Origin of the sequence: Virgibacillus oceani (assembly GCF_041521345.1) — a bacterium.
In the GTDB taxonomy this organism is placed as follows: domain Bacteria; phylum Bacillota; class Bacilli; order Bacillales; family Amphibacillaceae; genus Virgibacillus_N; species Virgibacillus_N oceani_A.
Map to the genome: position 1 here is coordinate 50,076 of NZ_JBGOHB010000026.1, position 19,187 is coordinate 69,262.

Genomic DNA, 19,187 nt, shown 5'->3' on the forward strand with positions numbered 1-19,187 from the left:
GTATGTGAATTTGCTATTCAAAATGTAAACACACATCAATCATTTTACACTTACAAAATGCTACACTACAATTTACTATAATATTTTTAAGCACATGTGGTAATAATTCATTTTATATCAACCAAAAACGCCCAACAAATGAATTGACATACAAATTGTTGGGCGTTTTCACTTACATCTTAAATGATTGCAATAGGTAACGGACCCGTTATGATTTCCAATCACCAAATTTTCTTAGCTGCTTCCAGTTTACTTAACGTTATTTGCAGTTTTTGCATGGACGGCGGACACATTGTATTATATTTTTTAATTTTTTTATTGATCAATTTCACATCTTTTTCATCTTCAGCTGAATGAACCAATAAGGATATTTCCGTTTGTAAGCTTAACCAAGGAGGTAAATATCCGGCATCTTTCGCTATCTCCTGGAAGTTTTGGAGTATGTCTTTTTTCATGTAGCTTTTCGGGAGTGGTTTTCCTTTGCCTTCGTTATTAAAGTTGTCCTTCTCACCAGACGCATCTAAAATGTCACCAATTAAATCATTATGCTTCTTATCCATATGCTCTCTCCTCATTTCCATGCTTATTTACTTACCTTCTACACTTATTTTTTCGCTTTCATTGTCGTTTTCCCGGTAAAAGGACTTTTTATTTGGCTTCCATACTGAAAAAGAAAAAACAAAAGACGAAAGCAGCATGACAAGTGCTAAAGTAACAATCGTGATTCTGAGTGAAATAATATCCGCCAAAATACCAATTGCCAGGATAAATAATACTTGAATGGCACTTTCGACTAACTGGTAAATGCTTGTCACTCTCCCCATGATCTCCACAGGGATATTATTTTGGTAAAAAGTCATCATGCCTGCATTTAAAAACACATTAAAGAAGCCCAAGATGACAAACCCAACAACAATTGAGGCAAAAGACCATGAAAACGCATAGATCACATAACCTATCGTCATCATGATGATACCAATGATAATCATATATCTAAGCGAGAAATAATTTGCAAAAAATGACAGTAAAACAGCACCTGTAAGAGAACCAATTCCAGTGATACTTATCAGCAAGCTAAACTCCATTTCAGAAAGTCCGATAACCTGCTGTGTAAAAACTACTTCCTGGGCATCCATCGCATAAGCAAAAATCATTACTACCATAAAACCAAAATAAATAAAAGATACATATTTATTGTTTAACATGAATTTACGGACCACTGTAAAATCACGGATCACTTGGGAAAAGGTCAATGCCGGAATCGTTTCTTTATCAATGTTCTCTTTTTCCGGAAGAAATAATAATAAAATTGCTGAGATGACAAAAAATAATCCATTCATCCATAGAGTTGCTTCTATTGAAGTTGCTAATATAAGAGCCCCTCCGATAGCCGGGCCGATGATAAATGCACCGGAACTTGCAAATGAACGTATGGCGTTAAACCGCTTTCTTTTTTCCTGTGGTACAAGCATGGTAACATACGTCATGGAAGATGGATTGAAAAAAGCCTTCGCCACACTTAGCACCATCAATATCCCGTATATTACTGCCATATTTGGGGCGAAGGGGATAAAGCAAATAAAAACTGCTCTAATGATGTACGTGGCGATCATAACTTTTCTCTTGCTTCGGTAATCTATGAAACTTCCAGTCCAAATCTTTGTTACAATATTCGTTAATGGACCAATGATCCAAAGACCAGCAACAGCTGCAGCTGAACCTGTCAATTGGTAGACCATAATATTAATTGCAACAAGGTAAACAAAATCACCAATACTTGAAATTCCTATTGAGAACAATAATATCGCTGGATCTTTCCAGGTTTTTACGTTTTTTATCATACGAAGTCCCCTTGTCGATAGACACTGTGTAATATGTTTGATGTTTAATTACAGACGGATATTATTGAAAATTATAACATATAAATTCATTCATAAACTGTAAACTGTGGTTTTGATGGGTGATCCTGGACAAGTGCATGATTGGGGAATTTTATTATTTTTTGATATAAAATAAAATCACCAAAACAGCCGACCGTCAATATGACACCCAAAATCGAGAGGGGAAAATAATTTATCGATATGCCAATTAAGAGTGGCAACAGCCCAGTTGGGATAAATGGGAGCAATAATACTTTTTTCATTTGCTGCACCGTTATCGCTTTTTCGCATGGGCGTATGCGACACCCATTTTCCAATTAAAACCCCAAGCCAGCTCTTGTTTCGGCACACCGCCAACAAAGCGAAAACCAATCAAGTGAATCACTTCATGAATACAAACAAAAACAATCATGGCAGCCAAAAACAGCAAAAAACCGGAAAGGGTGAACGTTAATTCTGCACTCCCAAATAAGAGAACGTGTATAACGGACACACCGACCGTTATTCCGATAGCTGCGATTAAAACCAATATATTCACTTTAACCATAGAAATGGCCACAACTGTCTTATTCTTTGCTTCCATTTGTTCACCCCTGACCAATTTTCACGTTTATCCTTACTGGTGAAAAAACCTTGTGAATGCAACACAATCATTCGACCTTTTCATTTAATTATGTCTTTACGCATGTAATTTTCTTTTTCCAGCTATTTCAAATCCTCTTTCCGTTTATAATTAATGGCAATTGCCGTAAATATTATGAAGGAAACCACCCCGACGCTTCCGACATGAATCACTTCATTCCAATTAACAAAGTCCCTTATTTGCGTGATCGTATTTACCAACAGATAGTCAGAAACGTACGTATTATCGAATATCAGCGTTTCCAGACTGCTCACAATCATTCCAATCACATTCAGCACAAAAACAATCCCTATGGATATACTGACCAACATGCTTTTTGTGATAATAGAGACGCATAAAATTAAGACAGAATAAGACCACTGCAGTAAAAATTGGCCTAAAAGCAGTTTCACAAAAAACCCTGGATCACCGATGATACTGTTTTCAAAAAATAGCGAACGGCCGATGAAATCGGAAGCCAATAATGTCACAAACATAAACAGCGTAAATACTGCCTGAATCAATATCTTGGACAATACGGAATAGACGCGTGCATTTTTCATCGTAATATAATTCTTATAAAATCCAGCATTTTGCTCACTTATATAAAAGTAAACTGTAAAAACCGTAATATACAACAACATCCATGACGGAGGCTGCGACAACACAAGTTGGATATATTCGCTTGCATTCATGGCACTGGCCTGTATACCGCCTTCTGCCATCGGTTCTTCATACACACTCATCATGAAAGTCTCAAATATTTGAAAAGCACAAAAGATAAGCAGCAATACATACATCATTTTATTTCTGATAAAGCGGCGGAAATCCATTTTGAACAGGTTAATCATTCGTCTCACCTGCCCTTCCCGTACGCTCCAGAAAGTATTGCTCCAAGCTTTGTTTATGTTTGTTAATCGAATGAATGGCTATACCTTCAGCGCTAAGCTGTTTGATGATCTGGTGGTTTTCCACATGTGTATCATAAACATACACCTTCTGCTGATTGGGCACTTTATAATCCTGGATGTTTAGCGATCTCTCCAGGATAGGAACAACATCTTTTGCGTCGTCGACTTCAATTTCAATCCGTTCTTCGCATTTGAGCAGCAGCTCCTCTTTAGAAATCGCCTCCATAATTTTGCCGTGATGAATAATGGCATACCGGGTCGCTACTTTTGATAATTCCTCCAGAATATGGCTGGAAAGGATGATCGTTAACCCCTGCTTTTTCAGCTTCAGAATTAATTCCCTGATCTCTTTAATGCCTTGAGGATCTAAACCGTTAATTGGTTCATCCAGAATCAACACATCCGGACTGCCAAGTAAGGCGATAGCAATACCGAGTCTTTGTTTCATTCCCATGGAAAAATCTTTCACTTTTGTTTTGTTTTCACTCTCTAACCCGACAAGATCCAATAATTTGTTAATTTGCTTATCACGTTTTTTCATTCCATAAAAAATCGCCAGCAGTTCCAGGTTCTCGTATGCGGTATAACCTGGAAACACCCCCACATCTTCAATAAGCAATCCCATCCGTTCATAATACAGCTGGCTTTCTCCTGAATCTTGATTAAAAAAACGAATTTCTCCTGAAGTTGGATAGACTAACCCGCCGATCATCTTAAGCAACGTTGACTTTCCTGCTCCATTTTGCCCAATTAAGCCAAATATCTCGCCTCTTCTTATTTTGAAAGACGCCTTATGCACTGCTTTGTTTGCTTTGAACTGTTTGCTAAGCTCCTTCAGTTCAATCACTGCATCTGACATCTCATCACCTCCTACTAAAAGTAAACAATAAAGGTGCAAAAATATAGATAAGAAAAGGTTAAGATAGTTCAAAGAACGTCAAGGGCTTAACCTGAAGCCAATCCCCCAAACTGTATCGATATACGATTCTTCGTCATGCTGCTTGATTTTGTTGCGAATGTTGCTCATATGTACGGTAATGGTTTTATCTTCACCGATATAATGTTCCTCCCATGCGAGTTCATACAAGTCCTGTTTCGTAAACACGCGGGATTTATTTTTTACGAGCAGTTCGACAATCTTATACTCCTGCCTTGTTAAATTTAATGCAGTGCCATTCACCTCAATGCTATGTGTATCTTCATTCAGGGTCAGATTCTTATGTTTGTACGCGCTAACGGATTGGTTTATTACTTTTCTTTTCACATGCACATTGATTCTGGCAAGCAGTTCCTCGATTTCAAATGGTTTGGTGACATAATCATCTGCGCCCATAGCAAACAAGCTTAATTTATGATCTAGTTTGTCCTTGGCTGATAGTACAATCACGGGGATATCCGAATTTAATTCCGTTCTCAATTCATGAATAAACGATTCTCCGGATAGACCTGGCAGCATCAAATCCAGTATAATCAGATGATATTCACCACTCTCCATATGCATCTTTCCTTCGGTCCCGGAAAATGCTTGTGTGCACATGATGTTCTCTTGCAGAAGTGCATTATAAATGACATCGTTGATATGCTCGTCATCTTCAATAATTAATATATGTGGCTGCTGTTTTATATTATCCTCCATGGTGCTTCTCCCTGTCATTTTTGTTAAAAACTAAACGGAGACAGAATTGACTTCGTTCCATATCTGCTGTCACATCACCCTGCATCCTCTCCATTAACGATTTGACAATATAAAGCCCCAAGCCGGATGAATGGCCGGTGCGCGAAACATCCTCCTTGTAAAAACGCGTAAATATGTGATGAAGGTCAATCGATTTTCCTTCCTTCAATGCGTTTTGAAAATGCAATCTCACCTCATGCTTTCTTTCTTCATACCAAATGTTCAATTCTCCTTCTCCATGAAAAAAATAGTTTTTTATAATATTCTCAAATACTCTGTCTATCGCACTGCTATTCCCAGAAATATAAACAGGTGATTCAGGCAAGTCTATGTTGGGTTCGACACCACTTTGTGAAAAGTCATTAAAAAATCCCAGCAGACTTTTCTTCAATGCATTGGCAATATCAATAGATTCGAGGTCCAATACATAGTCTTTGTTTTCTAATCTCGTATAGAGAAACAACTCATCTACAAGTCCGTTAATCTGATCCATTCTGGACTGTGCCTGTTTAATGTAATGATTCCTTTCCCGGGTATCTTCTATACGTTCGGCAAGCTGCAGGTATCCATCAAGTGATGTAAGCGGGGTTCTGATGTCATGGGAAAGGCTGACAATAGTTGTATTGATCTCTTCATTTTTATGAATAAATTGCTGTTTCAACTCTCTTTGATTATGTAAAAGTCTGTTACAAACATCGATTAAATGAGAGATTTCTTTTGGCTTAATTTGCGATTGAATAAATTTAAAAGAATGATGTTTTGATATAAAAGCAAGCTGATTTCCAATCTCTTTAATCTGACTTTTGTAATATAGCAAATAACTCGTTACGATGATCAGCAAAAGGGACAACGTGACCACTAGGACAACCATATCTTTACAACCTTTCTGACCCCTAAGAATTTGTCTATGTTTAACCAGGATTTTTATAAAGAAGGCAATAGAAACAATGTGTTTTTATTGAACATTCTGGAACCACTCAGGCAGCAAATGAAAAAAATGATCCAAGCCTGGAGCTTTTCCTAATCTCCGTTTTTCCCACCAAGGCTTCAGTGCATTAATATATACCTTCATGAATATTCCCACCACTTAATTTTCTATTCAAAAATTTGAAGTGGGGGTTTCTAACGTATCGACACATTCCCGCTTAACGTCAGTGGAGCTGTCACATTGGTGAACTATTTACACCCAGCCCCTCTATACCATCGGTCTCGCCTTTGGTACTTCTTTTAAATAATTCTGGGTTGCCAAACATTTACGGAGTCTGCAGTCAACGCTTGCTTTTTTGGTGACTTGCCCACAAATTTTCTAAATATGTTCGCCGCTCCGTTAATATCGGCATTTAACAGTGATCCTTTACAAGTACGATAAAGCCCACGTTTCACTCGTTTTCCAGTGAACACAGGAATACTCTTTGTGTTATTATATACAGGAATATCATCCCCATCTATAAAACTCGCTTTTGATGTGTACGATTCTTCTATCGTGATGACACGAATCCCGCATTTTTCCGCCTTGTATGTAATCATGTTGATCAGCATGGCATGCGGAATGCTGACAAATGATTGATTACTCGTTTTGCCAATATTTATTTTTTGCTTCCAGCCTTCGTTTTTTCCGATAATAATTGTGTCTACCTTTTCTTCCAAGGCAAGATTCACAATTTTATGGCTGGCTTTATGAAAGATGTCCTTTAGCTTTCGGTGCCTAACCTGATGAAGCCGTTCCAACCCCTTTGACGTGAAAGGTCCTTCATTTGATGTCTTCCCATGACGAAGAACCCCCAATAAATGCGCTTTTTGTTTGTTGTAATATTGATTGATGGATTTTACATTTCCGCCTTTTATTATAAAGGGAGATGTACCCGTATTTGTCACACCGGAAACAAGGTTATTTATGCCCAAATCCAGTGCCATACATCTATTGCTATCCGTTGGTTCTATCGCGTCATATTCTACTTTTCTTACTAATTCCACCACATAGTGACCATACTTGGGAATGATGCGCACTTGCATTAATTTTCCTTCTGCCATTCCCAATTTGCCAATATTAAGTTTTAGTTTTGTCTTCGGGAACTTTAAATATTTCTGTTCTTTGATGCAGCAGTCCTGGTTGGTGAAAATAATATCTTTCTCTGAGGTGCGGGAGTAGCCTGGGATGCGAGGTCTGGCGTTGTACTTTACCGGGTGATCTTTGTAATCTCTTAAACTGGCATAAAAACTTTTCCAATTTTGAAAAACGGCTTTCATTACCCATTGACTGCTCTGTATTGGTAGGGAAAGATAATCTGGTTGTTTAATTACATGAAATAAGCTGTTTAGAAAGTTATAATGAAGATATGGTTTTTCTTTTGTTGGTGCTTCAAATAGGTTGCATGTGACTTCTTTTTGCTTTTCAACAGGCTTTTTACTTTCTTTTTCCAACCTGCGCTGATAAGCTTGTTGCTGTTTTTCGTTCATTGGCTCTAAGTTTTGACGGATGGTTTCCAAAACTTCTTGTTGTAACGGATGCAGTGTGTTTTCACCTTTTAATCCCGTAAAAACCTGTCTGATATAAAAATTTACTGCATTATACATATTTTTTGCATTTTGGCACATTTGGTTCAAGTATGGGTGCATGCGATGACCCGGCTTGATCCAGATTTGGTCCGTTTTATAATAAAACGTTTGATTCTTTTTGATGAGACTTCACCTCCCACAAAGAATATATGTTCTTTTTATTATAGCACAGACGTTCTTGATCGGGAAGTCGGATCATTTGAATTGGCATAAACCAACCCTGATCCGAAGTCGATTCACCCCCACCCTACTCACATGGTTCCTTGAGGATGGGGTACTCTCGACTGGGGTTGATAGAATCGCCAGTACGCTGCATTACCTCTTGCAGAAATTCTTCTGCTTCTTCTTCTCCTCTTATTTCTCGAATAAAAAACCATGATGAAGCTTGAATGAGGGATTCTACAAATCGTGAATTCACATCTCTGTAAATTTGTTTAAATCGTTCTTTTAGCGGATACTTTCCTTCAATAAAGTCTCCACACTTTATTGGTATTTGCGGGTTCAAACGCCAAATCTTATCAACGATTGGATGACTTGCCTCGTGTTGCATAAGTTCAAGTATTTCCCATGTTCTATACTCTTTATAAGATCTTTTCCCGGCCAGTAAACAAATGGCATACGTTTCTTTATCATTAGCTGTTCCCATTCCATCAATTCTTGAAGGAGCAAGATTGGCTAACGGAATAATTACTGGCTGGTAAGGGAATTCACCGAAAAAATTCTTCTGAAATGCAATAAGATCAATTTTTTCTATAATTGCTGCAATATCGTCCACAACATTACGCCATTGGGTCTTTTGATTTTTTATTAATGTATTCAGGTCACTTTTTTGCCAGAATGATGACAAGTGTTTAGACATGTCTTTCCCGGGAGGATTCGAAAATTGCTCACGAATAAAGTCTGGGATCGTTTCTGGGTCATTAACTTTAAAATTCGGTGGATCATCCAATTGTGCCGTCTGCATACCCAAGCCCAAAATGATATATTTCTGATCCATTTCTGCTAACCATTTGACAGACGGATCCTCTCGCAATGCAAACAGACGTTGTCTGGTTTCTTTAACCAATTCGTGTTCATGTGATACTGGTTCTGATAATACAGTAAGTGCTGCTCCCAAAGTAATAAAGCGGTGATCAATGCGGATCTCTACTCCATGCCTTGTCAAATGGTTAATGGGCTCCAATGTTTCTTTCAACTTCGAACCATTCCTTCCCCTTGCTGCAGATTTCATTTACTCATCATATAAATAACAACCCTTCGTATGATCATTCACCATGCCTGTTGCCTGCATGAACGCATAACAAATAGTTGGTCCAACAAACGAAAATCCGAGTTTCTTCAAATCCTTGCTCATCTGCTCCGACTCCTTTGTAAATGCCGGGATCTCTTCCTGCGATTGACGATGCATTTTGACCGGTTTTCCACCCACGTATGCCCATATAAACGTTTGAAAACTACCATACCTTTCCTGAATACGCTGAACAGCCTGGGCATTTTTTACCACCGATTTAATTTTCAATTTGTTGCGGATAATCCCTTTGTTTTCCATTAGATCCTGCAATTTATTTTCATCATATTGACTGACAGTATCAATATCAAAACTATCAAATGCTTCACGGTAATTCTCTCTTCTTTTCAAAATAGTAATCCAGCTTAAACCGGCCTGGGCGCCTTCCAGACAAATCATTTCAAAAAGCGCACGATCATCATAGGTTGGCCTCCCCCATTCATAATCGTGGTAATCAATATAGATCTGTTCATCTGTCACCCAGGCACATCGTGTTTTTTTCATTCTACTCTTCCTTTGTTTCCACTTCATTTTCTTCATAAGAAATCCAGTCACTGAAGCTTCCCGGATACAGTTTTACATTATCATAGCCCGCCAGTTTCAGTGCAAGTACGTTCGGACAGGCTGATATGCCGGAACCACAGGAAACAATAATTTCTTCGTCCTTATCAAAAGTTTTAAAATGGCTTTGAAGTTCTTCAGGTTTTTTCCACTTACCTTTATCGTTAAGTACATCCTTCCAAAAAAAGTGTTTCGCCCCGGGAATATGGCCTGCTTTCCCGTAAAGCGGTTCAATATTCCCTAAATAACGTTCTCTGGAACGCGAATCAATCAGGCGTGCGGATTGATTTTCAAGTTTTTCCTGCACTTCTTGTATGTCCACTTTCTCATCTGTACGGATAGAGGGGTGGTAACTTTTTGCTTCCAGCCGGGGTATTTCATCTGTAACTTCATTCCCGTCCATCACCCATTGTTCATATCCGCCATCCAGCACATACACCTTTTCATGACCGAGATAATACAACAGCCACCACATTCTGGCAGCAAACATATTATTGGATTGATCGTAAATAATGACCGCTGTATCATTATCAATTCCGATTTGTCCAAGTTTTGCCGTAAACATCTTCATGTCAGGCAATGGGTGATTCCCTCCATGTTTTTCCGGTTTACCGGACAGATCCTTATTCAAATCCATGTAAACTGCACCGGGCAGATGGTCTTTTAAGTATAATTTCCTGCCTGCATCAGGGTCATCAAGCTGGAACCTGACATCCACAATGACTGTATTATTTTGCGTATTTTCCATTCTGTTTTTCAAACGGTTGACATTAATCAAATATGACATGCTATCCCTCCAAAATTTTGCTCATACAATACTCATCCACATACTTCCCATCCATGTATAAGGAGTCCTTTTTAACACCTTCTTTTTGAAAGCCTGCTTTCTCATATAACGCTGTCCCCGCTAAATTTTCTGTAATTACTGTCAATTCTAACCGATGCAGTCCACTTTGCATAGCCCAATTTTCCAGTTCTTGAAATAATGCAGTTCCAATGCCTTTTCCCTGATGTTCTTGTAAGATCCCTACTACAATATATGCGCTATGTTTATTTTTCCTGGCTGTTCCCCCGATGGCAATCAGATAACCGGCAAGTGTTTCATTTTCCTCTGCCACGAAAATCGTGGCATTTTTTTGCCTCGAGAATCTCTCCATCATCTTACGCTGCGCTTCTTCGGTTAATTCCCTTTCCCCCGCTTCGTATAACATAAATGGACTTTCACTTTCCACCTGCCGAATCAATGCTGCCAGACCCCTTGCATCCTCCATGTGCGCCTGTCTGATCATTTTCAGTACACCTCTCATGCTAAATCACCTTTGTTAATATATAATTATATCAGATACAATTTATTAGGAGATGAAATAATTGAAAGAAAAAATAATCGAGCGTTTCACCACTTATGCAAAAATGGATACACAATCCGATGAAAAAAATGAATCCACCCCATCAACACCTGGGCAAATGGAACTGGCAAAGCTTTTGGTAACTGAATTAAAAGAAATTGGTATGGAAGAAGTTACGGTTAATGAACACGGCTATGTCATGGCAACCCTTCCGGCAAATACGGATAAAGATATCCCGGTGATTGGCTTTCTTGCCCACATCGATACAGCAACTGATTTCACCGGAAAAAATGTAAATCCGCAAATCGTGGAAAACTATGATGGAGAGGATATTACACTTAACAATGACTTGGATATTGTCTTATCCACCAAAGCTTTTCCGGAATTACCGGCTTATAAAGGACATACATTAATTACAACTGATGGAACTACTTTACTTGGTGCAGATAATAAAGCAGGCATCGCAGAAATCATGACAGCCATGGATTATTTAATTAACCACCCGGAAATAAAACATGGAAAAATCCGTGTAGCTTTTACCCCGGATGAGGAAATAGGACGAGGACCACATAAATTTGATGTGGAAAAATTTGCTGCTGATTATGCTTACACCGTGGACGGCGGGCCGCTGGGCGAGCTGCAGTATGAAAGCTTTAACGCAGCTGCTGCACGTATTAAGTTTAAAGGAAACAATGTGCATCCAGGCACAGCAAAAAACAAAATGGTCAATGCCGGGAAAATGGGTGCTGAGTTCATTCAAAAATTCCCGGAGAAAGAAGCACCGGAACACACGGAAGGATATGAAGGCTTTTATCACCTTATTTCTATAAATGGTGATGTGGAAAACACTGAAGTATATTATATTATTCGTGACTTTGATAAAAATGAATTTCAAACAAGAAAAGAAACCGTTGAACAGTTTATAAATGAACTGAAAAATAAATACGGAGAAACTGCCGTTGAATTAAGTATGACTGATCAATACTTCAATATGCGGGAAAAAATTGAACCCGTTCAAGAAATTGTTAATATTGCCCATGAAGCAATGGAAAACAAAGATATTACACCCGTTGTAAAACCTGTACGCGGTGGCACGGACGGCTCCCAGCTATCCTATAAAGGACTCCCTACGCCAAATATTTTTACCGGCGGGGAAAATTTCCATGGTAAATTTGAATATATTTCCGTAGACAACATGGAAAAAGCAACGAATGTTATTATTGAGATCTGCAGATTATTTGAAGCTAAATACTGAACAGGTTTGACTTGGAGTTTATATGGTTACATTTTATTAAAGGAATAGGTGCATTTGATGCCTATTCCTTTAATATCCACCTTAATATCGACAAGAAGCTATTTTGCTAATGGGGGCTTTTTCCATACGACGGACTATTCCCTTGTTTCCGTGAATATGATATATTAACATCCGGCAACTTAAATAATAACGATTAATATTTTTGGTAATATAGGAGAGAATTTTGATGAATATAAAGCTAACTGCTATCTTTGGGATGCTCTTTTTTATTCTCACTGCATGCAATACGGATGCTCCTGAAGTTACAGAAGAAGCCCCTGTAAATAAGGAGAATGAATCCGCTGAACATGATGCAGATCCTTCAGCTGCAGATAAAGAAGAGGATGATATATTGATGGAAGCACCAAAAGTTCAATTGCAGAAGCGAGATGAAGGCAATGACGTAGAGACATTGCAGCGGGTGCTGAATAAAATAGGTTATGATTTAGAAACAAATGGGGTGTATGAGGACGCCACCACTTGGGCAATTACAGATTTACAGCTGCAATTTGATGAATTAATGATTACAGGTATCTATGAAGAAAATACAAGTCTCGTGTTAGATGAACTAATACAGGACGAGGAAGGTACATTTCAGCCTGGTGAGGGCCTGCCCGTTCAAGCTGAGGAAGCAACTACTTCGCATGGATCTGTAGTTTTAGCAAATCCATACGAACAGCTGGCACTTGTGAATAAAGATTTTGCGCTGCCCGATGATTATAGCCCGGAGGATTTGGTCATTCCCGATATCCGTTTCTCATTTGAAGAAGATGACCCTAAAAAACAAATGCGTGAAATTGCCAAAGAGCCCCTCGAAGATCTGTTTCAGGCGGCGGAAGAAGCCGGACTTCAATTATATGCACAGTCAGGCTACCGTTCCTACGATCGACAGGATGCTATTTTTGCTTCCAACGCTAGCCAACATGGTGAAGAAGAAGCAAATAACTTTAGTGCCCGCCCCGGAGAAAGTGAACATCAAACCGGGCTCACCATGGATGTGACAAGTCCAGATGTTGATTTTGGTTTAACGGTAGAATTCGCTGAAACAGATGAAGGTAAATGGATAAAAGAGCATGCGGCCGCGTTCGGTTTTATTATTCGCTATCCGGAAGAAAAAGTGGATGTCACCCAGTATCAGTATGAGCCATGGCATTTGCGGTATGTCGGCGAAAAAGCTGCAAAGGAAATTATGTCACAGGAAATTACCCTTGAGGAATATTTAGGTGAAGCCTGATTCTGTGTTTATTTCCTTGTTCTATGAAAAAAATCAGCACACCCTTTTGAGGTGATGCTGATTTTTTGTATTGCTGCTGATCCTCTACATCTAAGCACCCTATTAATTCAGTCTTGCCTCATGAATTGATTTAGCAAGATGACGGTTCTTAACCATGTTTTTAATGACGACATATCGATAGCCATTTTTCCAATATTTCCTTCTTTTAATGGATAAATCTCGAATTTATAGTTCAGCAACAACGATTCCACCTTTCAAAACCTTTTATAGTGGTTTCACACAAAATATTGCATTTAATATTGCAATTTAGGAAAATAAAAAGAGCCATTCACCCCCACTAAATCACAGATTTTGAAAGGGGATAAATGGCTACAGTTTGTTAAAAGGGCTTTACAATCATTAAAGCAATCACAACCAGAAAGATACCGTTTTCGATCCGCTCATAAAAGAATAATCTACTGGAAAACTGGTAGTACTCATCAGGGATGTCCTCTCCTTCGTGCTCCTTCAGCAGCTTTTTAACAGGTTTTGAGCGGGGGGATAGAACGATGGGACCAAATGCCAGACCAGTTAAAAATAGTAACAGACTGACAACATACCAGCCTTGGGTAAATAGACTCGTATTGAGAAAGCCCATCCATAAACCTGTAATCAATAGCAAGGTACCACCGATCATCACAAAAATATGGAGCCTGTATCGTATAAAATAGGCATGTCTCAGCTCAGTCATCGTCCGGGCTTTTTTAACAATATAAATCATGAAAAACCCGGGTCCCAATCCCAAAATTGCTGAAAAAATATGAATCAGTACAAGCAGTTCATAAAAGGTCATTTCTTTTTCCTCCAACTAAAAATATGCTGTCTAAAATCACTATATATAAGTTGCCGGAAGAAACTGTGACAATGCTCACAAACCCATTTATATTTATAACAAAAAATCAACAATTCATTTACCAGGTTTCTTTAGATCTCATGCAAATATCGTACATTAAGTATACGTCAATTCTGTGACAAATCACGTAATAGAAAGGATTCTGTTCTAAGTCTGCAATTGTGCTTACTCATAGGTGATTTTCATATCCCCATGCTTAATCCACCCTTTTTTCCAAAAATATTCGGAGACGAACAGGCTAATAATCGCCGGAAGAATGAAATGCAGTAAAAGCACAATCCATAACAGCCCCCAAGAAAAACCCATTGATTCAAACGTCATAATCTGGCCAACAAACCCGCTTGTTCCCATACCAGCACCTGCAGCATTATTTGTAAGTCCCAGCCAAACAGTTGCTACCGGAGCCATGATAATGCCTGCAATCGTTGGCGGTACGATAATAAGCGGCTTTTTAATAACGTTTGCCACTTGTAGCATGGAAGTACCAAGTCCGAGTGCCATAAACCCTCCAACCCCATTGTCGCGATAGCTTGATGCGGCAAACCCAATCATTTGTGCAGCACATCCGACCGTGGCCGCGCCAGCTGCAAGCCCATCCATGGATAACATGATCGCAATAGCCGCTGAAGAGATTGGCGCAGTTAACGCCCAGCCCATGAGAACAGCTACGAGAATTCCCATAATAAAAGGTTGCTGCTCCGTCGACCAGTTAATAATTTCACCAAATCCCGTCATGAAACCTTGAATTGGCGGACCGATAAAACTTCCTGTAACGAAGCCGACTACAATTGTTGTGAGCGGAGTGACTATAATATCTATCCGCGTTTCTTTATAAACGATTTTCCCAAATTCTGTTGCCAGGAGTGCCGTAATATAACTCCCTGCCGGGCCTCCCAGCTCCGCGCCGAAAGCACCTGCAAACAGGGCTGAAAACAATACCATGGGAGGTGCCTTCAAACCGTAAGCAATCGCAACCCCTATCGCTCCGCCCATGATTTTATTTTCCATGGCAAAGCTGCCCATTTCCATGAGGGCATTTGCTAAACCCGGGGCAAAGTGAATAAAAATTTGTTCCCCGGCCGTTTCAATGATTAGCCCAATAATTAAAGATGAAAACAAACCTAATGCCATGAAACTAAGCGCAGTGATGACATATTCCCTGATGGACAGAGAAACCCCTTTTCTTTTCAAAAATGAAAGCATATTATTTCTCCTTGTTAATCGCTTCTTTTGTGATTTAATTCACAAATACTGCAATGTTTTTTTCCGTAAATTTATTTTCTCCCTACTATTATTGCGTTAATTATTTCACATGTCTAGTATTTTTAATAATTTATGATAAAGTGTTTCCATTTTAATTAGTTAACAGGTTAATATTACGCGGCAATGCTATATGTAACAGTAATTTGATTTTTGCAGTGATATAGCTTACAATTTAATTGAAAACTATTATCATTTACATGTCTGCCAACTGGAGGAGAACATTATGATAGAAACAAAAAAACAAACGGAACTAGCCAAATTAATCCGCGAGCGGCGGGCTGTTAAAAAAGGCTATAATAATAAAAAGGTGACAGAAGAAACGGTGCTGCAATTATTAAATGATGCTATTTGGGCACCTACCCATGGTTTAAGACAGCCTTGGCGTTTTGTTTTTATCGATTCTGAACAAAAACCTGATTTTGCCAAAAAAGTAGCTGCAACCTATCCGGAATTCAAACAAAAAAATCGGGAAGACTATCTTAACGAACCGAATGCCATCCTGGTAATCATAATGGAAGAGCCTGAGATTCAAAAGGCATGGGAAGAGAATTACGGTGCAGTGGCAGCAATGATCCAAAATTTATGGCTGCTGGCATGGGAACAGCAATTAGGGATGGTCTGGAAAACAAATCCGCATATTTATGATCCAAAGGTAAAAGAAATTTTGAATGCGAAAGAAAACGAAAAAATTGTCGGGTTTATTCATATGGGCTATTTTGATGAAGTCCCACTTGAAAAAGAACGGATCTCTGTGAATGAGAAATTCTCGACTTATCAAGCATAAATTTTCTTGAGCCTGGCTAAGGACTGTTTAATAAGCTGTAACAACACAGATTTTAAGCAGTCCCTTTAGAAGATAATTCAGTTTACATAATTTTTATTAATAAAGGTGTTTTTCTAAAACCATTGAGAGTCATATAAAAAATAACAACAGTTATACTCTCCTCCACTTAAAATTAATCAGCTATCTTTTGCAGTTCATATCCATCGAGAATTGCTATTAGCCCAGATTGAAAAACCTCATCTTCCTTCTGGTTTTCAACTTCGCTTTTAATTGCTTCGTTAAAGTATGGATATTTTTCAGACAGGTTTGACCAGAACGCTTGAATATACTCATCTGTGGATGGGTTATTCTGTTGTTCAATTCGGATGAACTCATCTATTGTAAATAGTATAGTATAATTGTTCAGCAGGTTCGTAATTTCCAATGACCTAAGCGGTGTAAACCCTTCCTCTGTGAGAACCTTTATCATATATTCAATTAGACCCAACCGATAAGGATCCGTGGGAATCGTACGCATCATAATTTCAGGTCCATTTCGAATGGAATTCATGGCGTCCCTGCTTTGTTTAGCCAGATGTATCAGTTTCAATTTCCAGTCCAACTCTTCATTTGGATAACTGATTTTTTCGGAAATTTTGATTGATAATAACTGGAGCAATTCCTCTTTATTCTTTACATGCCAGTATACTGCTGATGCCTGTACATTTAGTTTTGTGGCCAGCTTACGCATGGTAAGAGCCTCCAAGCCTTTTTCGTTGATTAAAGAAATGGACATGTCAATGATTTTTTGTATGGATAAGTTACGTTTTTTGACCATTTGCTTTACCTCCTTGAGGAAAGTATATCACACTTTATTGAACGTCGTTAAATTAATGCTTGCAAAATCGCTGACGCTGTTATATCATTAATATTGAACAGTGTTAAATTATTAATGGGAGTTATTTTTTGTCCATAATTGAACACCGTTAAATTATAAAAGTGGAGGTTTTAAAATGAAACAAAGTTGGATGAAAGGTACTTTAATCGTGTTAATTACGCTTTTGGGTTTTGAATTGGGCGGAGCATTTTATGAATGGATCGTAGTAGCATCGCAGTGGAGTGCATATCCTCCTGAATCTTTTGGGATTTTACAAGGAGCATATGCACTTCCGCTCGATAGCTTTTGGATGCCCCTGCATATGATTGTGCAAGTTGTGATTATTACTGCATTGATTCTTTGCTGGAAAGATAAAAAAAGAAGAAATCTTATGTTATTACTGATTGGATTGTATATCCTTCTAAGAGTTCCTACATTTATGTATTTCATACCGGAATTAGAGTATTTTCGTGCTACGTCCACTACAGCACCTTGGACTCAAGAGATTCAAGACCGTGCTGATAGATGGGTGCTTTTTAGCATTGGAAGAACGACAGCTATTGCAGCATCCTATGTGCTGGCTTGGATGACTTTGAACCATCGAACTAAATCAAAAGTGCATATTCAATCATCTAAAATTGATGTAAGTTAGTCTGGAGGCTATGTCACAGTTGTCCGCTGATATTTATATGGACAGTTTCTTTTGAATAGCCTGCCCGTTTTCACCCTGGCAGACAGAATTATTGAAGAGGCTGTAACAGAATATTTTTAGTTAAGAAGAAATCTGAACATCTTTTAAATTCATACTAAAAAAAGCTGTTAAACTCTCTTATCATCAAATACAGTGGACCCCATGTCAAGGACACTTTGAAAAAAACTACTAACTTTTTTGCTTGTACCTCTTATGCTTGCTTCATAGGAGGAGCGGTGACAAGTCCAAGCACACGCTCAAAACTAAGAGCGTGTGCTTTTGTCATCCACTAAAAATATGAAGAGACATTATTTATCAAGTTTGGAAGCATTAGAGTTGTCTGTTTTTCAAGATGAACATGCGTTACGAATCTACCCCAATTGGATGGTAAGATATTTTGAATCTCTCACAGAAAAGGAACAATGGGAATACTTTCTAGCCTATCGAAAAGTTGCTGATCAAATGTTATCCGAATCATACCTTATCGATCAATTAAAATGGATATTAAAGCATCCATCCATCGAATTAGAATATGATCTATATGTGAAAGCTCGAATAGACCCTGATTTTTACGAGGGGGAAGTCTTTTGACCAGGAAAATGGGATAAACTACATGAAAAACATGCAGCACGATTCCAACAAGAAGTTACCCTATAGTGGAACAACTACAGGAAGATCTGGCGTCTTCACAAGATGAGCCAGAGGATACACTCCCGTTTTAAGGAATGCCGCATATTGATTGAGGGATAACTTTGCGAGATTCCATTGATACCATTCGTTGTTGTAGTAACCCATATAGTCATCGATTTTGATAGAAAGATCCGAAAAAGTAAGTATGTAGCCAAGATTCCCTAAATCATCTTTCATGTGACCAAAGAAAGATTCTTGCGGTGCATTGTCCCAACAATTCCCACGACGGGACATGGATTGCCGTAATTCTTTATCATTCAGTAGCGATTGAAATTGCATACTGGTATAGTGTACGCCCTGGTCGGAATGGATCAGGGTTTTCTGTTTTTTAGGAATCGCATGATGTTCAATTAATTGTTCGATTATTTCTAAAACAAAATCCACTTCTAACGATTCACTAAGTGCATAAGAAAAAATTTGTGCGGCAAACACAGTATCAATTTCTCTTAAATTTATGAGGTCAACCTCCACATTACATTCTTTGGAAAGATCACCTGCTAATAAAAACTGTTGATAAGGTGCCGACCCCCGAAAGTTAGAGTAATAAATCTAACTTTCAGGGGTGTTTTTTGTGGCAAAATATAGTGAAGAATTTAAAATGAAGCTTGTCGTCGAGTATTTAGATGGAAACATTGGATATGGAT

General features: G+C 38.5%; 21 protein-coding genes and 1 pseudogene. 5 read left to right on the forward strand and 17 right to left on the reverse strand.

Features of this window, described 5'->3' with window-relative positions; translation table 11 throughout:
* Window positions 1–221: 221 nt before the first annotated feature.
* The 12 genes and pseudogenes from ACDX78_RS17200 to ACDX78_RS17255 all read right to left on the reverse strand — a co-directional run bounded on the left by ACDX78_RS17200 (window position 222) and on the right by ACDX78_RS17255 (window position 10,800).
* Window positions 222–560: a DnaJ family domain-containing protein gene (locus ACDX78_RS17200; protein WP_486029393.1), complete on the reverse strand. Its 339-nt coding sequence runs from the start codon at window positions 558–560 to the stop codon at window positions 222–224.
* 27 nt (window positions 561–587) lie between these two features.
* Window positions 588–1,841, reverse strand: coding sequence for an MFS transporter (locus ACDX78_RS17205; RefSeq protein ID WP_486029394.1), 1,254 nt, complete (start codon window positions 1,839–1,841; stop codon window positions 588–590).
* Window positions 1,842–1,927: 86 nt separating this feature from the next.
* Window positions 1,928–2,463: pseudogene (locus ACDX78_RS17210) on the reverse strand (DUF3267 domain-containing protein).
* Window positions 2,464–2,585: 122 nt separating this feature from the next.
* Window positions 2,586–3,353 (reverse strand): hypothetical protein, encoded by a 768-nt coding sequence (locus tag ACDX78_RS17215; protein ID WP_486029395.1) that lies wholly within the window; start codon window positions 3,351–3,353, stop codon window positions 2,586–2,588.
* Window positions 3,346–4,272, reverse strand: coding sequence for an ABC transporter ATP-binding protein (locus ACDX78_RS17220; RefSeq protein WP_486029396.1), 927 nt, complete (start codon window positions 4,270–4,272; stop codon window positions 3,346–3,348). The genes ACDX78_RS17215 and ACDX78_RS17220 overlap by 8 nt, the downstream gene beginning before the upstream one ends.
* Window positions 4,273–4,350: 78 nt before the next feature.
* A complete protein-coding gene (locus ACDX78_RS17225) occupies window positions 4,351–5,049 on the reverse strand; it encodes a response regulator transcription factor (RefSeq protein ID WP_486029397.1) in 699 nt (232 codons plus the stop codon).
* Window positions 5,039–5,959 (reverse strand): sensor histidine kinase, encoded by a 921-nt coding sequence (locus ACDX78_RS17230; protein WP_486029398.1) that lies wholly within the window; start codon window positions 5,957–5,959, stop codon window positions 5,039–5,041. Before ACDX78_RS17230 ends, ACDX78_RS17225 begins: the two co-directional genes overlap by 11 nt.
* 356 nt (window positions 5,960–6,315) lie before the next feature.
* Window positions 6,316–7,704 (reverse strand): RNA-guided endonuclease InsQ/TnpB family protein, encoded by a 1,389-nt coding sequence (locus tag ACDX78_RS17235; RefSeq protein ID WP_486029399.1) that lies wholly within the window; start codon window positions 7,702–7,704, stop codon window positions 6,316–6,318.
* A gap of 187 nt (window positions 7,705–7,891) precedes the next feature.
* Window positions 7,892–8,839, reverse strand: coding sequence for a hypothetical protein (locus tag ACDX78_RS17240; RefSeq protein ID WP_486029400.1), 948 nt, complete (start codon window positions 8,837–8,839; stop codon window positions 7,892–7,894).
* Window positions 8,840–8,875: 36 nt separating this feature from the next.
* Complete coding sequence (locus ACDX78_RS17245) at window positions 8,876–9,436, reverse strand: DNA-3-methyladenine glycosylase I (RefSeq protein ID WP_486029401.1); 561 nt, start codon at window positions 9,434–9,436, stop codon at window positions 8,876–8,878.
* A gap of 1 nt (window position 9,437) precedes the next feature.
* Window positions 9,438–10,280, reverse strand: coding sequence for a sulfurtransferase (locus tag ACDX78_RS17250; protein ID WP_486029402.1), 843 nt, complete (start codon window positions 10,278–10,280; stop codon window positions 9,438–9,440).
* 1 nt (window position 10,281) lies between these two features.
* The gene (locus ACDX78_RS17255) at window positions 10,282–10,800 is read right to left on the reverse strand and encodes a GNAT family N-acetyltransferase (RefSeq protein WP_486029403.1); all 519 of its coding nucleotides are present in this window, start codon (window positions 10,798–10,800) and stop codon (window positions 10,282–10,284) included.
* Window positions 10,801–10,861: 61 nt separating this feature from the next.
* Here ACDX78_RS17255 and pepT point away from each other — a divergent pair, with 61 nt between their 5' ends.
* Window positions 10,862–12,094 (forward strand): peptidase T, encoded by a 1,233-nt coding sequence (gene pepT, locus ACDX78_RS17260; RefSeq protein WP_486029404.1) that lies wholly within the window; start codon window positions 10,862–10,864, stop codon window positions 12,092–12,094.
* 226 nt (window positions 12,095–12,320) lie between these two features.
* The gene (locus ACDX78_RS17265) at window positions 12,321–13,367 is read left to right on the forward strand and encodes a D-alanyl-D-alanine carboxypeptidase family protein (RefSeq protein WP_486029405.1); all 1,047 of its coding nucleotides are present in this window, start codon (window positions 12,321–12,323) and stop codon (window positions 13,365–13,367) included.
* 107 nt (window positions 13,368–13,474) lie between these two features.
* On the opposite strand, the gene ACDX78_RS17270 is transcribed toward ACDX78_RS17265, so the two are convergent.
* From ACDX78_RS17270 to ACDX78_RS17280, 3 genes are all read right to left on the reverse strand, one after another.
* Window positions 13,475–13,606: a hypothetical protein gene (locus tag ACDX78_RS17270; RefSeq protein WP_486029406.1), complete on the reverse strand. Its 132-nt coding sequence runs from the start codon at window positions 13,604–13,606 to the stop codon at window positions 13,475–13,477.
* Window positions 13,607–13,746: 140 nt separating this feature from the next.
* On the reverse strand, window positions 13,747–14,199 hold the full coding sequence (locus tag ACDX78_RS17275) for a DUF2269 family protein (protein WP_486029407.1): 453 nt from the start codon (window positions 14,197–14,199) through the stop codon (window positions 13,747–13,749).
* A gap of 225 nt (window positions 14,200–14,424) precedes the next feature.
* The gene (locus tag ACDX78_RS17280; RefSeq protein ID WP_486029408.1) at window positions 14,425–15,462 is read right to left on the reverse strand and encodes a PTS sugar transporter subunit IIC; all 1,038 of its coding nucleotides are present in this window, start codon (window positions 15,460–15,462) and stop codon (window positions 14,425–14,427) included.
* Between the two features lie 283 nt (window positions 15,463–15,745).
* On the opposite strand from ACDX78_RS17280, the gene ACDX78_RS17285 reads away from it, so the two are divergent.
* On the forward strand, window positions 15,746–16,306 hold the full coding sequence (locus ACDX78_RS17285) for a nitroreductase family protein (protein WP_486029409.1): 561 nt from the start codon (window positions 15,746–15,748) through the stop codon (window positions 16,304–16,306).
* A 172-nt stretch (window positions 16,307–16,478) separates the two neighbouring features.
* Here the strand turns inward: ACDX78_RS17285 and ACDX78_RS17290 are convergent, their stop codons facing one another.
* Window positions 16,479–17,123 (reverse strand): TetR/AcrR family transcriptional regulator C-terminal domain-containing protein, encoded by a 645-nt coding sequence (locus tag ACDX78_RS17290; RefSeq protein ID WP_486029410.1) that lies wholly within the window; start codon window positions 17,121–17,123, stop codon window positions 16,479–16,481.
* Window positions 17,124–17,298: 175 nt separating this feature from the next.
* On the opposite strand from ACDX78_RS17290, the gene ACDX78_RS17295 reads away from it, so the two are divergent.
* Both ACDX78_RS17295 and ACDX78_RS17300 read left to right on the forward strand, forming a co-directional pair.
* Window positions 17,299–17,814 (forward strand): hypothetical protein, encoded by a 516-nt coding sequence (locus ACDX78_RS17295; protein WP_486029411.1) that lies wholly within the window; start codon window positions 17,299–17,301, stop codon window positions 17,812–17,814.
* 318 nt (window positions 17,815–18,132) lie between these two features.
* Entirely contained in the window at window positions 18,133–18,444 is a 312-nt protein-coding gene (locus tag ACDX78_RS17300) for a hypothetical protein (protein WP_486029412.1), read from the forward strand.
* A 60-nt stretch (window positions 18,445–18,504) separates the two neighbouring features.
* On the opposite strand, the gene ACDX78_RS17305 is transcribed toward ACDX78_RS17300, so the two are convergent.
* Window positions 18,505–19,014 carry a DDE-type integrase/transposase/recombinase gene (locus ACDX78_RS17305; RefSeq protein ID WP_486029413.1) on the reverse strand — a complete coding sequence of 170 codons (510 nt, stop codon included), beginning with the start codon at window positions 19,012–19,014 and terminating at the stop codon, window positions 18,505–18,507.
* Window positions 19,015–19,187 lie beyond the last annotated feature (173 nt).

Coding starts and splice junctions, on each gene's coding strand:
- ACDX78_RS17225 (WP_486029397.1), bottom strand. CDS start 5,049: ATGGAGGATAATATAAAACAGCAGCCACATATATTAATTATTGAAGAT.
- ACDX78_RS17265 (WP_486029405.1), top strand. CDS start 12,321: ATGAATATAAAGCTAACTGCTATCTTTGGGATGCTCTTTTTTATTCTC.
- ACDX78_RS17215 (WP_486029395.1), bottom strand. CDS start 3,353: ATGATTAACCTGTTCAAAATGGATTTCCGCCGCTTTATCAGAAATAAA.
- ACDX78_RS17230 (WP_486029398.1), bottom strand. CDS start 5,959: ATGGTTGTCCTAGTGGTCACGTTGTCCCTTTTGCTGATCATCGTAACG.
- ACDX78_RS17295 (WP_486029411.1), top strand. CDS start 17,299: ATGAAACAAAGTTGGATGAAAGGTACTTTAATCGTGTTAATTACGCTT.
- ACDX78_RS17205 (WP_486029394.1), bottom strand. CDS start 1,841: ATGATAAAAAACGTAAAAACCTGGAAAGATCCAGCGATATTATTGTTC.
- ACDX78_RS17235 (WP_486029399.1), bottom strand. CDS start 7,704: ATGCACCCATACTTGAACCAAATGTGCCAAAATGCAAAAAATATGTAT.
- ACDX78_RS17250 (WP_486029402.1), bottom strand. CDS start 10,280: ATGTCATATTTGATTAATGTCAACCGTTTGAAAAACAGAATGGAAAAT.
- ACDX78_RS17280 (WP_486029408.1), bottom strand. CDS start 15,462: ATGCTTTCATTTTTGAAAAGAAAAGGGGTTTCTCTGTCCATCAGGGAA.
- ACDX78_RS17275 (WP_486029407.1), bottom strand. CDS start 14,199: ATGACCTTTTATGAACTGCTTGTACTGATTCATATTTTTTCAGCAATT.
- ACDX78_RS17220 (WP_486029396.1), bottom strand. CDS start 4,272: ATGTCAGATGCAGTGATTGAACTGAAGGAGCTTAGCAAACAGTTCAAA.
- ACDX78_RS17200 (WP_486029393.1), bottom strand. CDS start 560: ATGGATAAGAAGCATAATGATTTAATTGGTGACATTTTAGATGCGTCT.
- ACDX78_RS17255 (WP_486029403.1), bottom strand. CDS start 10,800: ATGAGAGGTGTACTGAAAATGATCAGACAGGCGCACATGGAGGATGCA.
- ACDX78_RS17245 (WP_486029401.1), bottom strand. CDS start 9,436: ATGAAAAAAACACGATGTGCCTGGGTGACAGATGAACAGATCTATATT.
- ACDX78_RS17290 (WP_486029410.1), bottom strand. CDS start 17,123: ATGGTCAAAAAACGTAACTTATCCATACAAAAAATCATTGACATGTCC.
- ACDX78_RS17285 (WP_486029409.1), top strand. CDS start 15,746: ATGATAGAAACAAAAAAACAAACGGAACTAGCCAAATTAATCCGCGAG.